The 17,328-nt window shown below is 60.2% G+C and carries 13 protein-coding genes; all 13 read left to right on the top strand.

All coding sequences use genetic code 11. The features are described 5' to 3' along the window. The first annotated feature begins 229 nt into the window (after positions 1-229). Positions 230-2,992, top strand: a complete 2,763-nt coding sequence (gene gyrA / locus F3J43_RS06795) for a DNA gyrase subunit A (protein WP_166884047.1) — start codon at positions 230-232, stop codon at positions 2,990-2,992. A gap of 201 nt (positions 2,993-3,193) precedes the next feature. Then, positions 3,194-4,279: a 3-phosphoserine/phosphohydroxythreonine transaminase gene (serC, locus tag F3J43_RS06800; protein WP_166884048.1), complete on the top strand. Its 1,086-nt coding sequence runs from the start codon at positions 3,194-3,196 to the stop codon at positions 4,277-4,279. Further along, positions 4,279-5,373: a prephenate dehydratase gene (pheA, locus tag F3J43_RS06805; protein ID WP_166884049.1), complete on the top strand. Its 1,095-nt coding sequence runs from the start codon at positions 4,279-4,281 to the stop codon at positions 5,371-5,373. Before serC ends, pheA begins: the two co-directional genes overlap by 1 nt. A gap of 117 nt (positions 5,374-5,490) precedes the next feature. Next, positions 5,491-7,731: a bifunctional prephenate dehydrogenase/3-phosphoshikimate 1-carboxyvinyltransferase gene (locus tag F3J43_RS06810; RefSeq protein WP_166884050.1), complete on the top strand. Its 2,241-nt coding sequence runs from the start codon at positions 5,491-5,493 to the stop codon at positions 7,729-7,731. After that, positions 7,728-8,414 carry a (d)CMP kinase gene (gene cmk / locus F3J43_RS06815; protein ID WP_166884051.1) on the top strand — a complete coding sequence of 229 codons (687 nt, stop codon included), beginning with the start codon at positions 7,728-7,730 and terminating at the stop codon, positions 8,412-8,414. Before F3J43_RS06810 ends, cmk begins: the two co-directional genes overlap by 4 nt. A 124-nt stretch (positions 8,415-8,538) precedes the next feature. Further along, a complete protein-coding gene (gene rpsA / locus F3J43_RS06820) occupies positions 8,539-10,215 on the top strand; it encodes a 30S ribosomal protein S1 (protein WP_166884401.1) in 1,677 nt (558 codons plus the stop codon). Between the two features lie 230 nt (positions 10,216-10,445). Beyond that, the gene (gene ihfB / locus F3J43_RS06825; RefSeq protein ID WP_166884052.1) at positions 10,446-10,745 is read left to right on the top strand and encodes an integration host factor subunit beta; all 300 of its coding nucleotides are present in this window, start codon (positions 10,446-10,448) and stop codon (positions 10,743-10,745) included. 19 nt (positions 10,746-10,764) lie between these two features. Next, complete coding sequence (locus F3J43_RS06830; protein ID WP_166884053.1) at positions 10,765-10,989, top strand: LapA family protein; 225 nt, start codon at positions 10,765-10,767, stop codon at positions 10,987-10,989. A 368-nt stretch (positions 10,990-11,357) separates the two neighbouring features. After that, the gene (locus F3J43_RS06835) at positions 11,358-12,407 is read left to right on the top strand and encodes a Wzz/FepE/Etk N-terminal domain-containing protein (protein WP_166884054.1); all 1,050 of its coding nucleotides are present in this window, start codon (positions 11,358-11,360) and stop codon (positions 12,405-12,407) included. Positions 12,408-12,547: 140 nt separating this feature from the next. Beyond that, positions 12,548-13,921, top strand: a complete 1,374-nt coding sequence (locus tag F3J43_RS06840) for a Wzz/FepE/Etk N-terminal domain-containing protein (RefSeq protein WP_166884055.1) — start codon at positions 12,548-12,550, stop codon at positions 13,919-13,921. A 63-nt stretch (positions 13,922-13,984) separates the two neighbouring features. Beyond that, on the top strand, positions 13,985-15,235 hold the full coding sequence (locus F3J43_RS06845; protein WP_166884056.1) for an oligosaccharide flippase family protein: 1,251 nt from the start codon (positions 13,985-13,987) through the stop codon (positions 15,233-15,235). Positions 15,236-15,284: 49 nt separating this feature from the next. Further along, a complete protein-coding gene (locus F3J43_RS06850; protein ID WP_166884057.1) occupies positions 15,285-16,292 on the top strand; it encodes a glycosyltransferase family 2 protein in 1,008 nt (335 codons plus the stop codon). Beyond that, positions 16,289-17,305 (top strand): EpsG family protein, encoded by a 1,017-nt coding sequence (locus F3J43_RS06855; RefSeq protein WP_205297689.1) that lies wholly within the window; start codon positions 16,289-16,291, stop codon positions 17,303-17,305. The genes F3J43_RS06850 and F3J43_RS06855 overlap by 4 nt, the downstream gene beginning before the upstream one ends. Positions 17,306-17,328: the final 23 nt, after the last annotated feature.

Here is a 17,328-nt window from a genome sequence, read left to right on the forward strand (position 1 = left end):
TGCACGCTGCTCGACGGCATCCTGCCATCTCTCCCATGCGCCCTGTGTTTGTGATACCATCCGGCAGTTTCCAAGGCCGCTCGTTGAAGCGGCCTTCATTGCGCAGATCCATGGCACAACTCATTGATTTGTCGTATGTCGTCGCACCCTGATGCGCTGCGGCGGCGAGCTTCGTTCGTCCTTCGAGGGATCAGGCGAAGTTTCACCAGAAAAAGGAATCAGGCTTCTCATGGGCGAACTGGCCAAAGAAATCCTCCCGGTCAATATCGAAGACGAACTGAGACAGTCTTACCTCGACTACGCGATGAGCGTGATTGTCGGGCGAGCGCTGCCCGATGCGCGTGACGGCTTGAAGCCCGTGCATCGTCGCGTTCTCTATGCGATGAGCGAACTGGGCAACGACTGGAACAAGCCGTACAAGAAATCCGCCCGTGTGGTCGGTGACGTCATCGGTAAGTACCACCCCCACGGCGACACTGCCGTGTACGACACCATCGTGCGTATGGCGCAGCCATTCTCGCTGCGCTACCTGCTGGTCGATGGCCAGGGCAACTTCGGTTCGGTGGACGGCGACAACGCCGCCGCCATGCGATACACCGAAGTGCGCATGGCCAAGCTGGCCCACGAGCTGCTGGCCGACCTGCACAAGGAAACCGTCGACTGGGTGCCCAACTACGACGGCACCGAGCAGATCCCGGCGGTCATGCCGACCCGGATCCCCAACCTGCTGGTCAACGGCTCCAGCGGTATCGCCGTGGGCATGGCGACCAACATCCCGCCGCACAACCTCGGCGAGGTGATCGACGGTTGCCTGGCGTTGATCGACAATTCCGACATCACGGTCGATGAGCTGATGCAGTTCATCCCGGGTCCGGACTTCCCGACCGCCGGCCTGATCAACGGCCGCCAGGGCATCATCGAGGCCTATCGCACCGGCCGTGGTCGCATCTACATGCGCGCCCGTTCCGAAGTCGAGGACATCGACAAGGTTGGCGGTCGCCAGCAGATCGTCGTCACCGAGCTCCCTTACCAGCTGAACAAGGCGCGTCTGATCGAGAAGATCGCCGAGCTGGTGAAAGAGAAGAAGATCGAAGGCATCACCGAGTTGCGCGACGAGTCCGACAAGGACGGCATGCGCATCGTCATCGAGCTGCGTCGCGGCGAGGTGCCGGAGGTGGTGCTCAACAATCTTTACCAGCAGACCCAGCTGCAGAGCGTGTTCGGTATCAACACCGTTGCGCTGATCGATGGTCGCCCGCGCCTGCTGAACCTGAAAGACCTGCTCGAGGCGTTCGTCCGCCACCGCCGCGAGGTGGTGACCCGGCGCACCGTTTTCGAGCTGCGCAAGGCCCGCGAGCGTGGCCACATCCTCGAAGGCCAGGCGGTCGCGCTGTCCAACATCGACCCGGTCATCGCCCTGATCAAGGCTTCGCCGACGCCGTCCGAGGCCAAGGAAGCGCTGGTCAGCACTGCCTGGGAGTCCAGCGCCGTGCAGGTCATGGTCGAGCGCGCCGGTGCCGAATCCTGCCGTCCGGAAGACCTGCCGGAGCAATACGGCCTGCGTGAAGGCAAGTACTACCTGTCGCCGGAGCAGGCCCAGGCCATCCTTGATCTGCGCCTGCACCGCCTGACCGGCCTGGAGCACGAGAAGCTGCTGGCCGAGTACCAGGAGATCCTCGAGCAGATCGGCGAGCTGATCCGCATCCTCAGCAGCGCCCAGCGCCTGATGGAAGTGATCCGCGAGGAGCTGGAGGCGATCCGTGCCGAATACGGCGACGCGCGTCGTACCGAAATCCTCAATGCCAGCCACGACCTCAACTACGGCGACATGATCCCGGAAGAAGAGCGTGTGGTAACCATTTCCCATGGCGGTTACGCGAAAACCCAGCCGCTGTCCGCCTACCAGGCCCAGCGCCGTGGCGGCAAGGGCAAGTCGGCTACCGGCGTGAAGGACGAGGACTACATCGAGCACCTGCTGGTCGCCAACAGCCACGCCACCCTGCTGCTGTTCTCCAGCAAGGGCAAGGTGTACTGGAAGAAGACCTACGAAATTCCCGAGGCCTCCCGCGCCGCTCGCGGTCGACCGCTGGTCAACCTGCTGCCGCTGGAAGAAGGCGAGCGCATCACCGCGATGCTGCAGATCGACCTCGAGGCCCTGCAGCAGAGCGCTGGCGTCGACGAAGAGCTGGAGGACGCGGAAGAGACCGTGCTCGAAGGCGAAGTGATCGAGGCCGAGGAGGTCGATGAGGAAGACGGTGATACCCCTGAGTGGATCGCCGAGCCGACGGGCGCCTACATCTTCATGGCGACCGCCTCCGGTACCGTGAAGAAGACCCCGCTGGTGCAGTTCGCCCGCCCACGCTCCAATGGCCTGATCGCCTTGAAGCTCAAGGAAGGCGATACCCTGATCGCCGCGGCCATCACCGACGGTGCCAAGGAAGTCATGATGTTCTCCGACGCCGGCAAGGTGATTCGTTTCGCCGAGGGCGTGGTTCGCGAAATGGGCCGTAACGCCCGTGGCGTGCGTGGCATGAAGCTGGGCAAGGGGCAGCGGATCATCTCCATGCTGATTCCCGAGTCGGGCGCGCAGATCCTCACCGCCTCCGAGCGTGGCTTCGGCAAGCGCACCCCGCTGTCCAAGTTCCCGCGTCGCGGGCGTGGCGGTCAGGGCGTGATCGCCATGGGTACCAAAGGACGCAACGGTCTGCTGATCGGCGCGATCCAGGTGCAGGAAGGCGAAGAGATCATGTTGATCTCCGACCAGGGCACGCTGGTGCGCACGCGGGTTGGCGAGGTCTCCAGTCTGGGTCGCAACACCCAGGGCGTGACGCTGATCAAGCTGGCCAGCGACGAGACGCTGGTCGGCCTGGAGCGCGTCCAGGAGCCATCCGAGGAAGAGCTCGACGAGATGCTCGAGACGGACGAGGAGGGCGCCCCGCTCGACGCGGTGGGCGAGGACGGCGCGGATACCGAAGAGGCGCCGCAGGAATAAGCGCAGCAACAACCCGAACGGGGCGACCAAGGTCGCCCCGTTTGACTGATTAGAGGGGCCCTTCGTCGGCAAGGCCGGCTCCTGCAGGCATGACGCACCGCCTGCAGGAGCCGGCCTTGCCGACGAAGGGCCGCACAGCGGTCCCGATCCAGGCGGGCCGATGAATGACGATTTGTTCTATTTGTCAGAGCGAGAGTGGATGTGAGCAAACGAGCCTTTAACTTCTGCGCCGGTCCTGCCGCGCTTCCCGATGCAGTCCTGCAGCGCGCCCAGGCGGAAATGCTGGACTGGCGCGGCAAGGGCCTGTCCGTGATGGAAATGAGCCACCGCAGCGACGACTATGTGACCATCGCCGAAAAGGCTGAGCAGGACCTGCGCGACCTGCTGTCTGTCCCCTCCAACTACAAGGTGCTGTTCCTCCAGGGCGGTGCCAGCCAGCAGTTCGCCGAGATTCCGCTGAACCTGCTGCCGGAAAACGGCATTGCCGACTATGTCGAGACCGGCATCTGGTCGAAGAAGGCCATCGAAGAGGCTCGTCGCTTCGGTAGCGTCAATGTTGCCGCCAGCGCCAAGCCTTACGACTACCTGGCCATTCCGGGCCAGAACGAGTGGGTGCTCAGCAAGAATGCCGCCTACGTCCACTATGCGTCCAACGAGACCATTGGTGGCTTGCAGTTCGACTGGGTTCCCGAGACCGGCGAGGTGCCGCTGGTGGTCGACATGTCCTCCGATATCCTCTCGCGTCCTATCGATGTGTCGCAGTACGGCCTGATCTATGCCGGTGCGCAAAAGAACATCGGCCCGAGCGGCCTGGTGGTGGTCATCGTTCGCGAGGATCTGCTTGGCCGTGCCCGCAGCAGCTGCCCAACCATGCTCGACTACAAGATCTCGGCCGACAACGGTTCGATGTACAACACCCCGGCGACCTATTCCTGGTACCTCTCTGGCCTGGTGTTCGAGTGGCTCAAGGAGCAGGGTGGCGTCGAGGCCATGGAGAAGCGCAATCGGGCGAAGAAGGACCGTCTGTACGGTTTCATCGATGCCAGCGACTTCTACACCAACCCGATCAGTCACAACGCCCGTTCGTGGATGAACGTGCCGTTCCGCCTTGCCGACGAGCGCCTGGACAAGGCCTTCCTGGCGGGCGCCGACGCCCGTGGCCTGCTCAATCTCAAGGGCCACCGTTCGGTTGGCGGCATGCGCGCTTCCATCTACAACGCCCTGGGCCAGGAGGCTGTCGAGGCGCTGGTGCAGTACATGGCTGAATTCGAGAAGGAGCACGGTTGATGTCCGAGCAGGAACTCAAGGCTCTGCGGGTGCGTATCGACAGCCTCGACGAGAAGATCCTCGAGCTGATCAGCGAGCGCGCCCGTTGCGCCCAGGAAGTGGCCAAGGTCAAGACCGCCACGCTGGCTGAGGGCGAGAAGCCGGTGTTCTATCGTCCCGAGCGTGAGGCTGCAGTGCTCAAGCGGGTCATGGAGCGCAACAAGGGGCCGCTGGACAACGAAGAGATGGCGCGGCTGTTCCGCGAGATCATGTCGTCCTGCCTGGCCCTGGAAGAGCCGCTCAAGGTCGCCTACCTCGGCCCGGAGGGCACCTTCACCCAGGCTGCCGCAATGAAGCATTTCGGCCACGCCGTGGTCAGTCGCCCGATGGCGGCGATCGACGAAGTGTTCCGCGAAGTGGCGGCTGGTGCGGTCAACTTCGGCGTGGTGCCGGTGGAGAACTCCACCGAGGGCGCGGTCAGTCACACCCTGGACAGCTTCCTCGAGCACGACATGGTGATCTGCGGCGAGGTCGAGCTGCGTATCCACCATCATCTGCTGGTGGGCGAGAATACCAAGACCGACAGCATTAGCCGCATCTACTCCCATGCCCAGTCGTTGGCCCAGTGCCGCAAATGGCTGGATGCCCATTACCCGAATGTCGAGCGCGTGGCGGTGTCGAGCAACGCCGAGGCGGCCAAGCGGGTCAAGGGGGAGTGGAATTCGGCGGCGATCGCCGGCGACATGGCGGCGAACCTGTACGGGCTGACCCGCCTTGCCGAGAAGATCGAAGACCGTCCGGACAACTCCACGCGCTTCCTCATGATCGGCAGCCAGGAAGTGCCGCCGACCGGCGACGACAAGACCTCGATCATCGTCTCGATGAGCAACAAGCCGGGAGCGCTGCATGAGCTGCTGGTGCCGTTCCATGAGAATGGCATCGACCTGACTCGTATTGAGACGCGTCCTTCGCGCAGTGGTAAATGGACCTACGTGTTCTTCATCGACTTCGTTGGTCATCACCGTGACCCGCTGATCAAGGCGGTGCTCGAGCAGATCAGCCAGGAGGCTGTGGCGCTGAAGGTGCTGGGCTCGTATCCGAAAGCGGTGCTCTGAGGAAAGCTTCAGGGGCTGTCCCTGTGTCGGCCCGCTTCCATGGCCAAGGCGTGGACGCGGGCTTGTCCGGCGATGGGGCTCACAGACTGTCTTGATTTCTGAACAGGGTTCGCACTCGTGGTTAATGCTGTAACAAACAATCCCGCACCGATCATCGACCGTCTGGTGGTTGTGGGCCTGGGCCTGATTGGCGGCTCCTTCGCCAAGGGGCTGCGCGAAAGCGGCCTGTGCCGCGAAGTGGTCGGTGTCGACCTGGATGCCGAATCGCGCAGGCAGGCGGTGGCTTTGGGTGTGGTCGACCGCTGCGAGGCGGATCTGGCTGTGGCCTGCGTCGGTGCCGACGTGATCCAGCTGGCCGTGCCGATCCTGGCCATGGAGAAGCTCCTGGCACGCCTGGCGCAGTTGGACCTGGGCGCGGCGGTGATCACTGATGTTGGTAGTGCCAAGGGCAACGTCGTGCGTGCCGCCCGCGAGGCCTTTGCCGCGAACCTGTCGCGTTTCGTGCCCGGCCACCCGATCGCCGGCTCCGAGCAGAGCGGGGTGGAGGCATCCAATGCCGCGTTGTTCCGTCGCCACAAGGTGATCCTCACGCCGCTGGCGGAAACCGATCCGCAGGCCTTGGCGCTGGTCGACCGCCTGTGGCGTGCGCTGGAGGCCGATGTCGAGCACATGTCGGTCGAGCGCCATGACGAAGTATTGGCGGCGACCAGTCATTTGCCGCACCTACTGGCCTTCGGCCTGGTCGATTCGCTGGCCAAGCGCAATGAAAACCTGGAGATCTTCCGGTACGCTGCGGGAGGTTTCCGCGATTTCACGAGAATTGCCGGCAGCGACCCGATCATGTGGCATGACATCTTCCTCGCCAACCGGGAAGCGGTCCTGCGCACTCTCGATACATTTCGCAGCGATCTCGACGCCTTGCGCGACGCGGTCGATGCTGGGGACGGGCACCAGTTGCTGGGTGTGTTCACTCGCGCCCGGGTTGCCCGCGAGCATTTCAGTAAAATCCTGGCCCGTCGGGCCTATGTGGACGCTATGAACGCCAACGACCTGATTTTCCTGGCCCAACCTGGTGGCCGCGTGTCCGGACGGATCCGCGTACCAGGCGACAAATCGATCTCCCATCGTTCGATCATGCTTGGCTCGCTGGCCGAGGGTACCACCGAAGTCGAAGGCTTCCTCGAGGGCGAGGATGCCCTGGCCACGCTGCAGGCCTTCCGCGACATGGGGGTGGTCATCGAAGGTCCGCACCATGGTCGGGTGACCATCCATGGTGCCGGTCTGCATGGCCTGAAGCCGCCGCCTGGGCCGCTGTACGTGGGTAACTCCGGTACCTCGATGCGTCTGCTCTCGGGGCTGCTGGCTGGCCAGTCGTTCGACGTCACCATGACGGGCGATGCCTCGCTGTCCAAGCGTCCGATGAACCGCGTGGCCAACCCGTTGCGGGAAATGGGCGCGGTGGTCGAGACTGGTCCGGATGGTCGCCCGCCACTGACCATTCGTGGCGGGCACAAGCTCAAGGCATTGACCTACACGCTGCCGATGGCCAGTGCCCAGGTCAAGTCCTGCCTGCTGCTGGCGGGGCTGTACGCCGAAGGCAAGACCACGGTCACCGAGCCTGCGCCGACCCGCGATCACACCGAGCGGATGCTGCGTGGCTTTGGCTATGCCGTCGAGACCAATGGTCCGGTCGCCTCGCTGCAATCTGGCGGCAAGCTCGTCGCAACCCGCATCGAAGTGCCGGCGGATATTTCCTCCGCTGCGTTCTTCCTCGTCGCCGCTTCGATCGCCGAAGGCTCCGAGCTGGTGCTTGAGCATGTCGGCATCAACCCGACCCGCACCGGTGTGATCGACATCCTGCGTCTGATGGGCGGCGACATTACCCTGGAAAACCAGCGTGAAGTCGGCGGTGAGCCGGTGGCTGACCTGCGTGTGCGTGGGGCCAGGCTCAAGGGCATCGACATTCCCGAGCATCTGGTGCCGCTGGCCATCGACGAGTTCCCGGTCCTGTTCGTCGCTGCTGCCTGCGCCGAAGGGCGCACCGTGCTGCGTGGCGCCGAAGAGCTGCGGGTCAAGGAGTCGGACCGTATCCAGGTCATGGCCGACGGCCTGATCACCCTGGGCGTGAAGTGCGAGCCAACCCCGGACGGGATCATCATCGAAGGTGGTCGGATCGGTGGTGGCGAAGTCCATGGCCATGGCGATCACCGTATCGCCATGGCGTTCAGCGTGGCCTCGCTGCGTGCCAGTGCGCCTATCGTCATCCATGATTGCGCCAACGTCGCCACGTCGTTCCCGAACTTCCTGGCGTTGTGCGCCGAGGTCGGCATTCGTGTCGCAGAAGAGGGCAAGTCGTGAATTCGCAAGCACCGGTCATCACCATCGATGGGCCGAGTGGCTCGGGCAAGGGTACTGTCGCCGGGCTGCTGGCCCGCGAGCTGGGCTGGCGTCTGCTCGACTCCGGCGCCCTTTACCGATTACTGGCGTTCAATGCCAGCAATCACGGTGTCGATCTGACCAACGAAGAGTTGCTCAAGGCCCTGGCTGCGCATCTGGATGTGCAGTTCATCGCCGCCGAGCCGGGCAAGCTGCAGCAGATCATTCTCGAAGGCGAGGATGTCAGTCATGTCATCCGCACCGAGACGGTGGGTGCCGGCGCCTCGATGGTCGCCTCGCTGCCGGCGGTGCGTGAAGCGCTGCTGCAGCGCCAGCGTGCCTTCCGCGAGGCGCCAGGCCTGATCGCCGATGGGCGCGACATGGGTACCGTGGTGTTCCCGGATGCACCGCTCAAGGTGTTCCTCACCGCCAGCGCCGAGGAGCGGGCCCGTCGACGCTACCTGCAGTTGAAGGGCAAGGGTGAAGATGTTAGTCTGTCAAGTCTGCTAGATGAGATCCGTGCGCGCGACGAGCGTGACACCCAGCGCGCAGTGGCCCCGCTCAAGCCGGCGGCCGATGCGATTCAGCTGGATTCCACGGAGTTGTCCATCGAGCAGGTGCTGCAACGCATCAGAAGTGAGCTCGCCCTGCGCGACCTGGTCTGATGGAGAGGAGGGCAGGCAGGGGCACCAGTCAACGTCCTGTCGGCGCTTCTTTACTTAAACGAAACCCACATTGTCTGGAATGTGGCTATGGGCGTCTGTTTCGCCCGAATCTACAGGAATTAAAATGAGCGAAAGCTTTGCAGAACTCTTTGAAGAAAGCCTGAAAACCCTCAATCTTCAGCCGGGTGCCATCATCACCGGTATCGTTGTCGACATCGACGGCGACTGGGTTACCGTTCACGCTGGCCTGAAGTCCGAGGGCGTCATCCCGCTCGAGCAGTTCATCAACGAAGCTGGCGAGCTGACCATCAAGGTCGGTGACGAAGTTCACGTTGCGCTGGACGCGGTCGAAGACGGCTTTGGCGAAACCAAGCTGTCCCGTGAAAAAGCCAAGCGCGCCGAGTGCTGGATTGTTCTGGAAGCTGCTTTCGCTGCCGAAGAAGTGGTCAAGGGCGTTATCAACGGTAAGGTTAAGGGCGGCTTCACTGTCGACGTTAACGGCATCCGTGCGTTCCTGCCGGGCTCCCTGGTTGATGTCCGCCCAGTGCGCGACACCACCCACCTGGAAGGCAAAGAGCTGGAATTCAAGGTCATCAAGCTGGACCAGAAGCGCAACAACGTTGTCGTTTCCCGTCGCAGCGTCCTGGAAGCCGAAAACAGCGCCGAGCGCGAAGCTCTGCTGGAATCGCTGCAGGAAGGCCAGCAGGTCAAAGGTATCGTCAAGAACCTCACCGACTACGGTGCGTTCGTTGATCTGGGCGGCGTCGATGGCCTGCTGCACATCACCGACATGGCCTGGAAGCGTATCAAGCACCCGTCGGAAATCGTCAACGTTGGTGACGAGATCGACGTCAAGGTCCTGAAGTACGATCGTGAGCGCAACCGCGTTTCGCTGGGTCTGAAGCAACTGGGCGAAGACCCATGGGTTGCTATCAAAGCCCGCTACCCAGAAAGCACTCGCGTCATGGCTCGCGTCACCAACCTGACCGACTACGGCTGCTTCGCTGAGCTGGAAGAAGGCGTTGAAGGTCTGGTGCACGTCTCCGAAATGGACTGGACCAACAAGAACATCCACCCGTCGAAAGTCGTTCAGGTTGGCGACGAAGTGGAAGTCATGGTTCTGGACATCGACGAAGAGCGTCGTCGTATCTCCCTGGGTATCAAGCAGTGCAAATCCAACCCATGGGAAGATTTCTCCGGCCAGTTCAACAAGGGTGACAAGATCACCGGTACCATCAAGTCGATCACCGACTTCGGTATCTTCATTGGTCTGGACGGCGGCATCGACGGTCTGGTTCACCTGTCGGACATCTCCTGGAACGAAGCTGGCGAAGAAGCCGTGCGTCGTTTCAAGAAGGGCGACGAGCTGGAAACCGTCATCCTGTCGGTTGACCCAGAGCGCGAGCGCATCTCCCTGGGCATCAAACAGCTGGAAGACGATCCGTTCTCCAACTTCGTTTCGCTGAACGACAAGGGCGCTATCGTCAAGGGTATCGTCAAGGAAGTTGACGCCAAGGGCGCTATCGTGACCCTGGCTGACGACATCGAGGCTACTCTGAAGGCTTCCGAAATCAGTCGTGACCGCGTTGAAGACGCGCGTAACGTCCTGAAGGAAGGCGAAGAGATCGAAGCCAAGATCATCAGCGTCGACCGTAAGTCCCGCGTTATCAGCCTGTCCATCAAGTCGAAGGACGACGCTGAAGAGCGCGAAGCCATCCAGAGCCTGAAGAACGCTCCGGAAGCGGCTGCCGATACCACCATGGCTGCGCTGCTGCGCGAAGCAATGGCCAAGCAGAACTGAGTTCTGTTTGATCGGTAAAAAGGGTGACCTTCGGGTCACCCTTTTTTTTGCCTGCGATTCTGCTCGAAGCTGTTCGTGACAGGGCGTTTGGGTTGGTTGGCGGCGGCGAGTCGGAAATCCCTGATTTTGAATTTTTTTGTTTAGTCAAGAACCGGCCTGTTCAAAACTGTCGGAGCGTGCTACAAACTGATTAAGCAATGATCTAGCTGCTTGATAACGAAGGGAAAAATATGACGAAGTCGGAGCTGATCGAACGTATTGTCACCCATCAGGGGCTACTCTCATCCAAGGATGTGGAGTTGGCCATCAAGACCATGCTTGAACAGATGTCACAATGCCTGGCCACCGGGGATCGAATCGAGATCCGTGGATTCGGCAGTTTTTCTCTGCACTACAGGGCGCCGCGCGTCGGGCGCAATCCCAAGACCGGGCAGTCGGTCAGTCTCGAAGGCAAGTACGTGCCACACTTCAAGCCTGGGAAAGAGTTGCGGGATCGGGTCAATGAGGAGGATCAGGACCTGCAGCACTGAAATCAAAAGGATTATTTCAATGCGTAATATCAAGCGCGCCGCGATGGTGTTGTTTTTTTTGTTGCTCGTTTCGTTGGTGTTGTTCTTCGTCCTGGAGAATCAGCAAGCGGTCTCCCTGGTGCTGTTTGGGTGGTCGGCGCCCTCCCTGCCGATCGCTGTGTTGTTGATCGCCGCCCTGGTGCTGGGTCTGGCGGTAGGGCCTTTCCTTGGGTTGCTCGGCTATCTGCGGCGCAAGCAGCGCTGAGGTCGAGAGTCGAGCCGGGGCTCTGGTCGCATGCGTCTCGCCTCGATGTTTCCAGCTGATGCAATGACTGCTGGCATTCTGCTTTTGATGGATTTGCGGCAGTCAGGCTTTTCGCCCGACTTGTTTCATCTGCTGTTAGTGCCTGCCACTCGTCAGGTACGTGGCGATAACTGTTTCAGTAAATGATTCTGCGTATGTCCATGGTGAACTTTCGGGTTGGCCTGGGTTCTACTTCACCTGTTTTCCTTCGGGTTGGATTGCCCGCCTTTCATGGCGGCGGGCGCTATACTTCTGGGGTGGCATATTGATGTTGCGAATCAAAATTTTGACAACACAGTCAGAACTGCTGGAAAGGAACGCTGAAATACATGAATAAAGAGCCGCAGAGCCCTCGTCACGAAACTGAAATCGATCTGCTGGAAATTCTGCGTGGAGTCTGGAAACAAAAAGCCATCGTTCTTCTGGTCTTTATTCTGGTTCTGGCCGGCACGATCTTTTATCTGCGCACTGCGCCTGTCATCTATGAAGCGAAAATCCGTGTCATGCCCCCGTCGCTGGGCGATATCGTCGAGTTGAACCTTGGGCGTGCCGGCGCCACTGATCTTTCTCCCCTGACGCCGCAAAAGGTATATGGCTTCTTCTCCGCCCAGCTGCAGTCCGACTCGCTGCGTCAGGAGTTCTACCGTGATGTCTTCCTTCCTTCGTTGTCCGAGGCCGAGCGCGGCCTGGCTCAGGATGTGCTCTATGCGAGACTGCAGGCCTCTCTTGTCGTGCAGCCGGTTGTGGGTGCGGACCATCTGTTCGCGGTAACGGCGTCCACGACTGACCGGGTTCGGTCGGCCGATTGGGTTGTCGCCTATACGGCGCTGGCGGCGCGAAAGGCGGGCGAACTGCTGCTCAAGGATACGCGCAGCGAAATTGACGTAGCGGTCAAGGGGCTGGAGTTGCGCATCGCCGGTGCGCGCAAGGTTGCCCATGAGCGGCGGGACGACAAGCTAGTCAAGCTCCGGGAGGCGCTTTCCATTGCCGAGGCCATTGGTCTGAAGCAGCCTTCCGGCATGTTCAAGGGCGCGCCCGACAGCGGTGTGGGCACCATGAACGGTGAGCTGACCTACTTCCGTGGTGCGCACGCCTTGAAGGCCGAAATAAGCGGCCTGGAGCAGCGCGGTTCGGATGATCCGTTCGTGCAGAGCCTGAGGGAGATGGAAGCTTCGCTGGATACCTACAAGGATCTGCTCGGCCGTGAACCGAAGTTCGAGGTGTATCGCCAGGATGGCGAAGTGGTGGTGCCCGATACACCGGTCAAGCCACGAAAACTGCTGATTATTGTCGCGGGTACCTTCCTGGCTTGCCTGGCCGGGTTTGCCAGTGGCTTGCTGTTCTATGCCCTGCGCAGCGCTCGCGAGCGCAGGGGGTAAGGGGCGTGGGCGTGGCAGGCATTGTGTGGCGGGGGCTGGTTCTCGATTGGGGAAGATGACACAATCTTCGTTTGTCCATCTGCAAATAGCCATGGAGGCATCCGCCAGGATCTGGGGGCGTGCCAGCTTTGGATGGAACCATGCTGAACGGATTATGGGCCTCGATCGTGACAAATGTGTTCCAAGCCAGTGCTGTTCCTGTTACCGATGAAATCGACCTGCTTCAGCTGATCAAGCACCTGTTTGCGCGCAAGCTGTTGATCGCCTGCGTGATGCTGGCAGGTGGCCTGCTGGCGGGGATCTACGCCTATTCGCTGACTCCCATCTACGAGACCAGCACGATACTGCGCCCTGCCGCCTTGAATGACCTCGACCAACTGAACCGCACCGAGGTCTATTCGCTTCCGCCTGCAGAGGCCTTGCGACGGGTTGGTGCGGCGCTGGACTCCTACGATACCCGCCTGAGCTTTTTCATGAGCAACCCCGAGCTGGCCAAGGCTTTCACGCGGCCAGGGATGTCGTTCGACCAGGCGTTCGATCAGTTTAATACCAGTGCGCTGTCGCTGTTCCAGCCTGATGACAAGCGCAGGGACTTGCTGTCGATCTACATCGGCCTGAATCTGCGCTACCCCAAGGGGGTGGATGGCGCAACGCTCCTGAACAATTTCGTGCAGTTCGCTATCAATCGTGAAAAGGAACAGGTCGCATCGGACCTGCGCATCATTGTGCAAAACCGCCTGACCGAAATCGATTCGAAGCTGGATGCGTCGCGAGAAGCCTACAAGGTGGGCAAGGCGGGTGAGGTCGCGCTTTTGCTGGAGGCCGATTCGATCAAGCGGGCCGAGTTGCAGGATGAACTGGTTGCTCTGCGGGCGCAGTTGAAGCGCCAGCGCGAGAACCGGATCGCCCAGCTCACCGAGGCGATTTCGGTGGCCCATTCGCTGGGCATCGTCACACCCTCCACGCCGTCCGCCATGGCGGCGGAAAGCACCTCCGGGCAGGCCAGCGTGATGCGGACCGAGGTGAATAATCAGTCCATCCCGCTGTACTTCATGGGCACCCAAGCGCTGGAGGCGGAGAAGAGGGTGTTGCTGCAGCGCAAGAACGATGACTTTGCCGATGAGCGGGTTGCCAGCATCTACCGAGAGCTGAAGCTCCTGGAGAACAATCGTCGCTCGCAGTTCCTGCAGCAGCGTCAGAACGAAGATATCTACATCAAGGGTATCAAGGAGCTTCGTTCGGAAAAGACGCGCTTGCTCTCCATCAATACCAATATGAACAATCTCGGCCTGGTCAGTGTTGATCGTCAGGCGTTCGAGCCGGCGTATCCGGTCAGTCCGAGAAAGGCGTTGTTCGTTGCCATTGGGGCGCTGCTTGGCCTGCTGTCAGTGACCGGTATCCTGGTCCTGCAGTTCCTGGTGGGGGCGTCCGAGCGTCGTGCATTCGTCAGTGGCGAAGCGCTGGTTGCCCGTCCGGTCGGGCAGGACGCGGCAAAGAACGTCATTGCTAATTGATATCCATCCTGTCGCTGTGCCAGGAAGACAGTCGGCGCATGGTTCTATGTACAGGGGTGGATTGTGAATTTATCGGTTATTAACCGGTCGTTGAAGGCCAACATAAAAGTCGTCAGCACGTATTTCCATATGACGGCGCTGCAGGTGATGAACTCGTTCTTCTACCTGCTGATCTATCCCTATGTCATCAAGTCGCTAGGGGTCGAGGGCTTCGGCCTGTTCGTCTTTGCCACCAGTGCCGCTGCCTATTTCATGGTCTTCGTGACCTTTGGCTTCGACATCCATGCGGCCAAGGAGGTCTCGGTCCGGCAGGAGGATCATCGGGCACATGGCGAGCTGATCTGCGTGATTACTGCAGCGAAACTGCTGCTGGCCGCACTGGCACTGATCGTGTTCGCGGTCATCCTCAATCTGGTGCCGTTCATGCAGCAGCATGCACTGCTGTTCTGGGTCTGCTTCGCCAATGTGCTTTCGAGTATTTTTCTGCCAGTCTGGTACTTCCATGGCCAGCAGCGGATGAAATTGGTCACGGTGGTGCAACTGCTGCTCAAGCTGGCCTCGCTGCCAGTGATCTTCGTGTTGGTGAACAACGAAGCGGACGTGCTCATGTACGCCAGCATTGTGGTCGGTGCGAACGTGCTGTCGGCGTTGGTGCTGTTCTTCTTTGCTGTGCGGGCAACGCAATGCCAGCTGGTCTGGCCTGAGTGGCGGCGGATTACCAAGGGCCTGGCGGATGTCCAGCCGTTCTTCTGGTCCACTGCGACCAATACCCTGAAGCAGAAGAGTGTCGAGCTGATCATCGGTGCCTGTTTCGGTATGCGCGAAGTGGCGATCTACGACCTGGCCAACAAGATATTCTCGGTTCCGAGCCTGCTGGTTTCGAATATCAATGCCGCGCTGTTCCCGGCTTTGGTCAGGTCGTCCACTCGCAGCCTCATCAACCGGATCATCAAGATCGAGATCCTGCTGGGTATCGTGTGCGTCGGCTCGGTGGCGGTGTTCGGCTACTGGATCGTGGATTTCGTGTCGCATGGCCAGATGGATCAGGCTTACCCGCTGGCGGTATTGCTCAGTCTCAATATCCTGACCGTGCTGATCGTGGGTAGCCACATCTACTTCATCTATGTGCCACGCCAGCGCTACGACTGGGTTCTGCGCAACCAGTTGGTGTCGGTCGCGGTTTTCTACGCTTGCTGTGGTCTGTACCTGTGGATTTCGTGGAGCGTGTACGCTGTCGTGCTCGCACTTTCCACTTCCGCGTTGATCGAGATCGCATACAGTTGCTCGCTGGTGCGCAAGATCAAGGATTATTAATGAAGGCCGGTACAGGCTGCGCGAAGACGGTCATTATTGGGGGCACCTTGTGAAGCAGTTTGAAATCCCTGTCGTGTTGTTGCTGTTCAAGCGCGTCGACAAACCGTTGAAGGTTCTGGAGCAGATCGCCAAAGTGGCGCCGGCCAGGCTCTACCTGTTGTCGGACGGCGGCCGCACGGTGGAGGAGCATCAGCAGGTCGAGGCCTGTCGCGCAGCAATCGAAGCGGCCATCACTTGGGACTGTGAGGTCATCAAGAAATACGAACCGAGCAATATCGGCGTCTATGCCAATATTGGCGAGGGTGCCAAGTGGGTGTTCCAGCGCGAGGAAATGGCCATCTTCCTGGAGGATGACAACTTCCCGGAGGTGACATTCTTCCGTTTCTGCCAGGAAATGCTCGAGCGCTACCGCGACGACAGTCGCGTACTGTGGATCTGCGGCACCAACTACCTGAAGGACTACCAGCCGGCCGACGGCGCGAGCTACCTGTTCACCCAGAACATGATGCCGTGTGGCTGGGCGTCATGGTCGAAGAAGTTCTCCGAGTGCTACGACGGCGAGTTGCAGCTCTGGCAGGATCCGTACATCCGCAATCGCATCAAGGCCGAGTACCGTTATCCTGCGTTGTACTGCCAGGACAAGTACAACATCGAATATGAGCTCGACGCCAAGGCTGCCACCGGCAGGTTCTACTCCTGGGACTACCAGATGAGTTTCAGTGTGCGCGCGCACAACATGTACGCCATCGTGCCGAGCGTGAACCAGATCACCAATATCGGCGTGGACAACGATTCGACGCACGGCGGCAACAGCCTGGACAACGTCATGGTCGAGCGGTTCTGTGGCCTGCCGACCAAGCCTGTGTTGTTCCCGTTGGTGCACCCGAAGACCTTGCTGATCGACCTGCCGTTTGAAACGCAGGTGGCGAAGATCATCCTCAGTCCGGACTTCTTTTCGCTGAAGTCGAGGGTTTCCCGCTGGCTTCGCGAGGTGCTGGGCATTCCCAAGGTTGAGAGCGTTGGCGCCTACCTCAAGAAGCGCATTGGCTTGAAATGATGCTCAAGCTGACCCGGCACCGCCTTTCCATTGCCCTCACATTGCCCCTGCTCGGGGTGATGTGGTTGCTGTTTGGCTGGAATGCCTGGAACGGTGATCGCGACGGATACGAGCTGTACTACACCCGAGAGATCTCGGAGTGGGGCGTCGAGGTGGGCTATGGCTACCTCAATGTACTGGGCAACCAGTTGGGGCTTGGCTTCCAGGCCTTCCAGATCGCGTTTGCGGCGTTGACCCTCGGATTGTTGTGGCGTTACCTGCTGGTGCAGACACGTGCGCCATTCCTTTCGTTGCTGATGTATGCCCTGTGCTTCTTCGCCCTGGACTATGTATTGCTGCGCAACTTCCTGGCCTTCGTGATCATCCTGCAGGCGCTGGTGTGCCTGTTCAGGGGTGGGCTCGGCGGGCGCTTCATGTACGTATTGCTGATTCTCCTGGCCACCACTGTCCATCAATCGTCGTTTGTCTATCTGGCGTTGGTCATCGTACCGTTGCAGCGCGCGTACAACATCTGGCGTTTTCTCTTCTGTCTGCTCGCGTTCTATACGGTGTATGTGCTGGGGCGTAACTACCTGCCACTGCCTGCCAGTGTCAGTGCGCATTTCGATTACTACTCGGTGTCTCTCAAGAGCTCGTTGTTCAGTGTCTGCGTGCACGCGCTTTCGGTGCTGCTCATGGGGTTGGTCGTGGTCTGTGAGCGGCGTGACATTCTGCGCTTGCGGGCTGCCACCTTGCGTGAGCGGGAGATGGTCTTCGTACTGAACATCAATTTGTTGTCGCTGTTCTTTGCCGTGCTCTACTTCGAGTCGGAAATTTTCATCCGCCTGCTGCGCACGCTGGTGTTCATCAATATGTTGTACTGCGTCAACGCCCTGGTGCTGGTGCGCCGGACGTACTTTTTCATCTTTGCGTACTTGCTGCTGTTTTCGGCGTTTCTGTTTCTTTATTTCATCTGGCCGACAGCAGAGCTTTCGCTCCAGCCGTTATTTTTCCGGAATCTGATCCTCGGTTAGGTCTGGACTTCTGAGAAGGGTGT

This window comes from Pantoea sp. Cy-639 (genome assembly GCF_011752525.1).
GTDB lineage: Bacteria > Pseudomonadota > Gammaproteobacteria > Pseudomonadales > Pseudomonadaceae > Aquipseudomonas.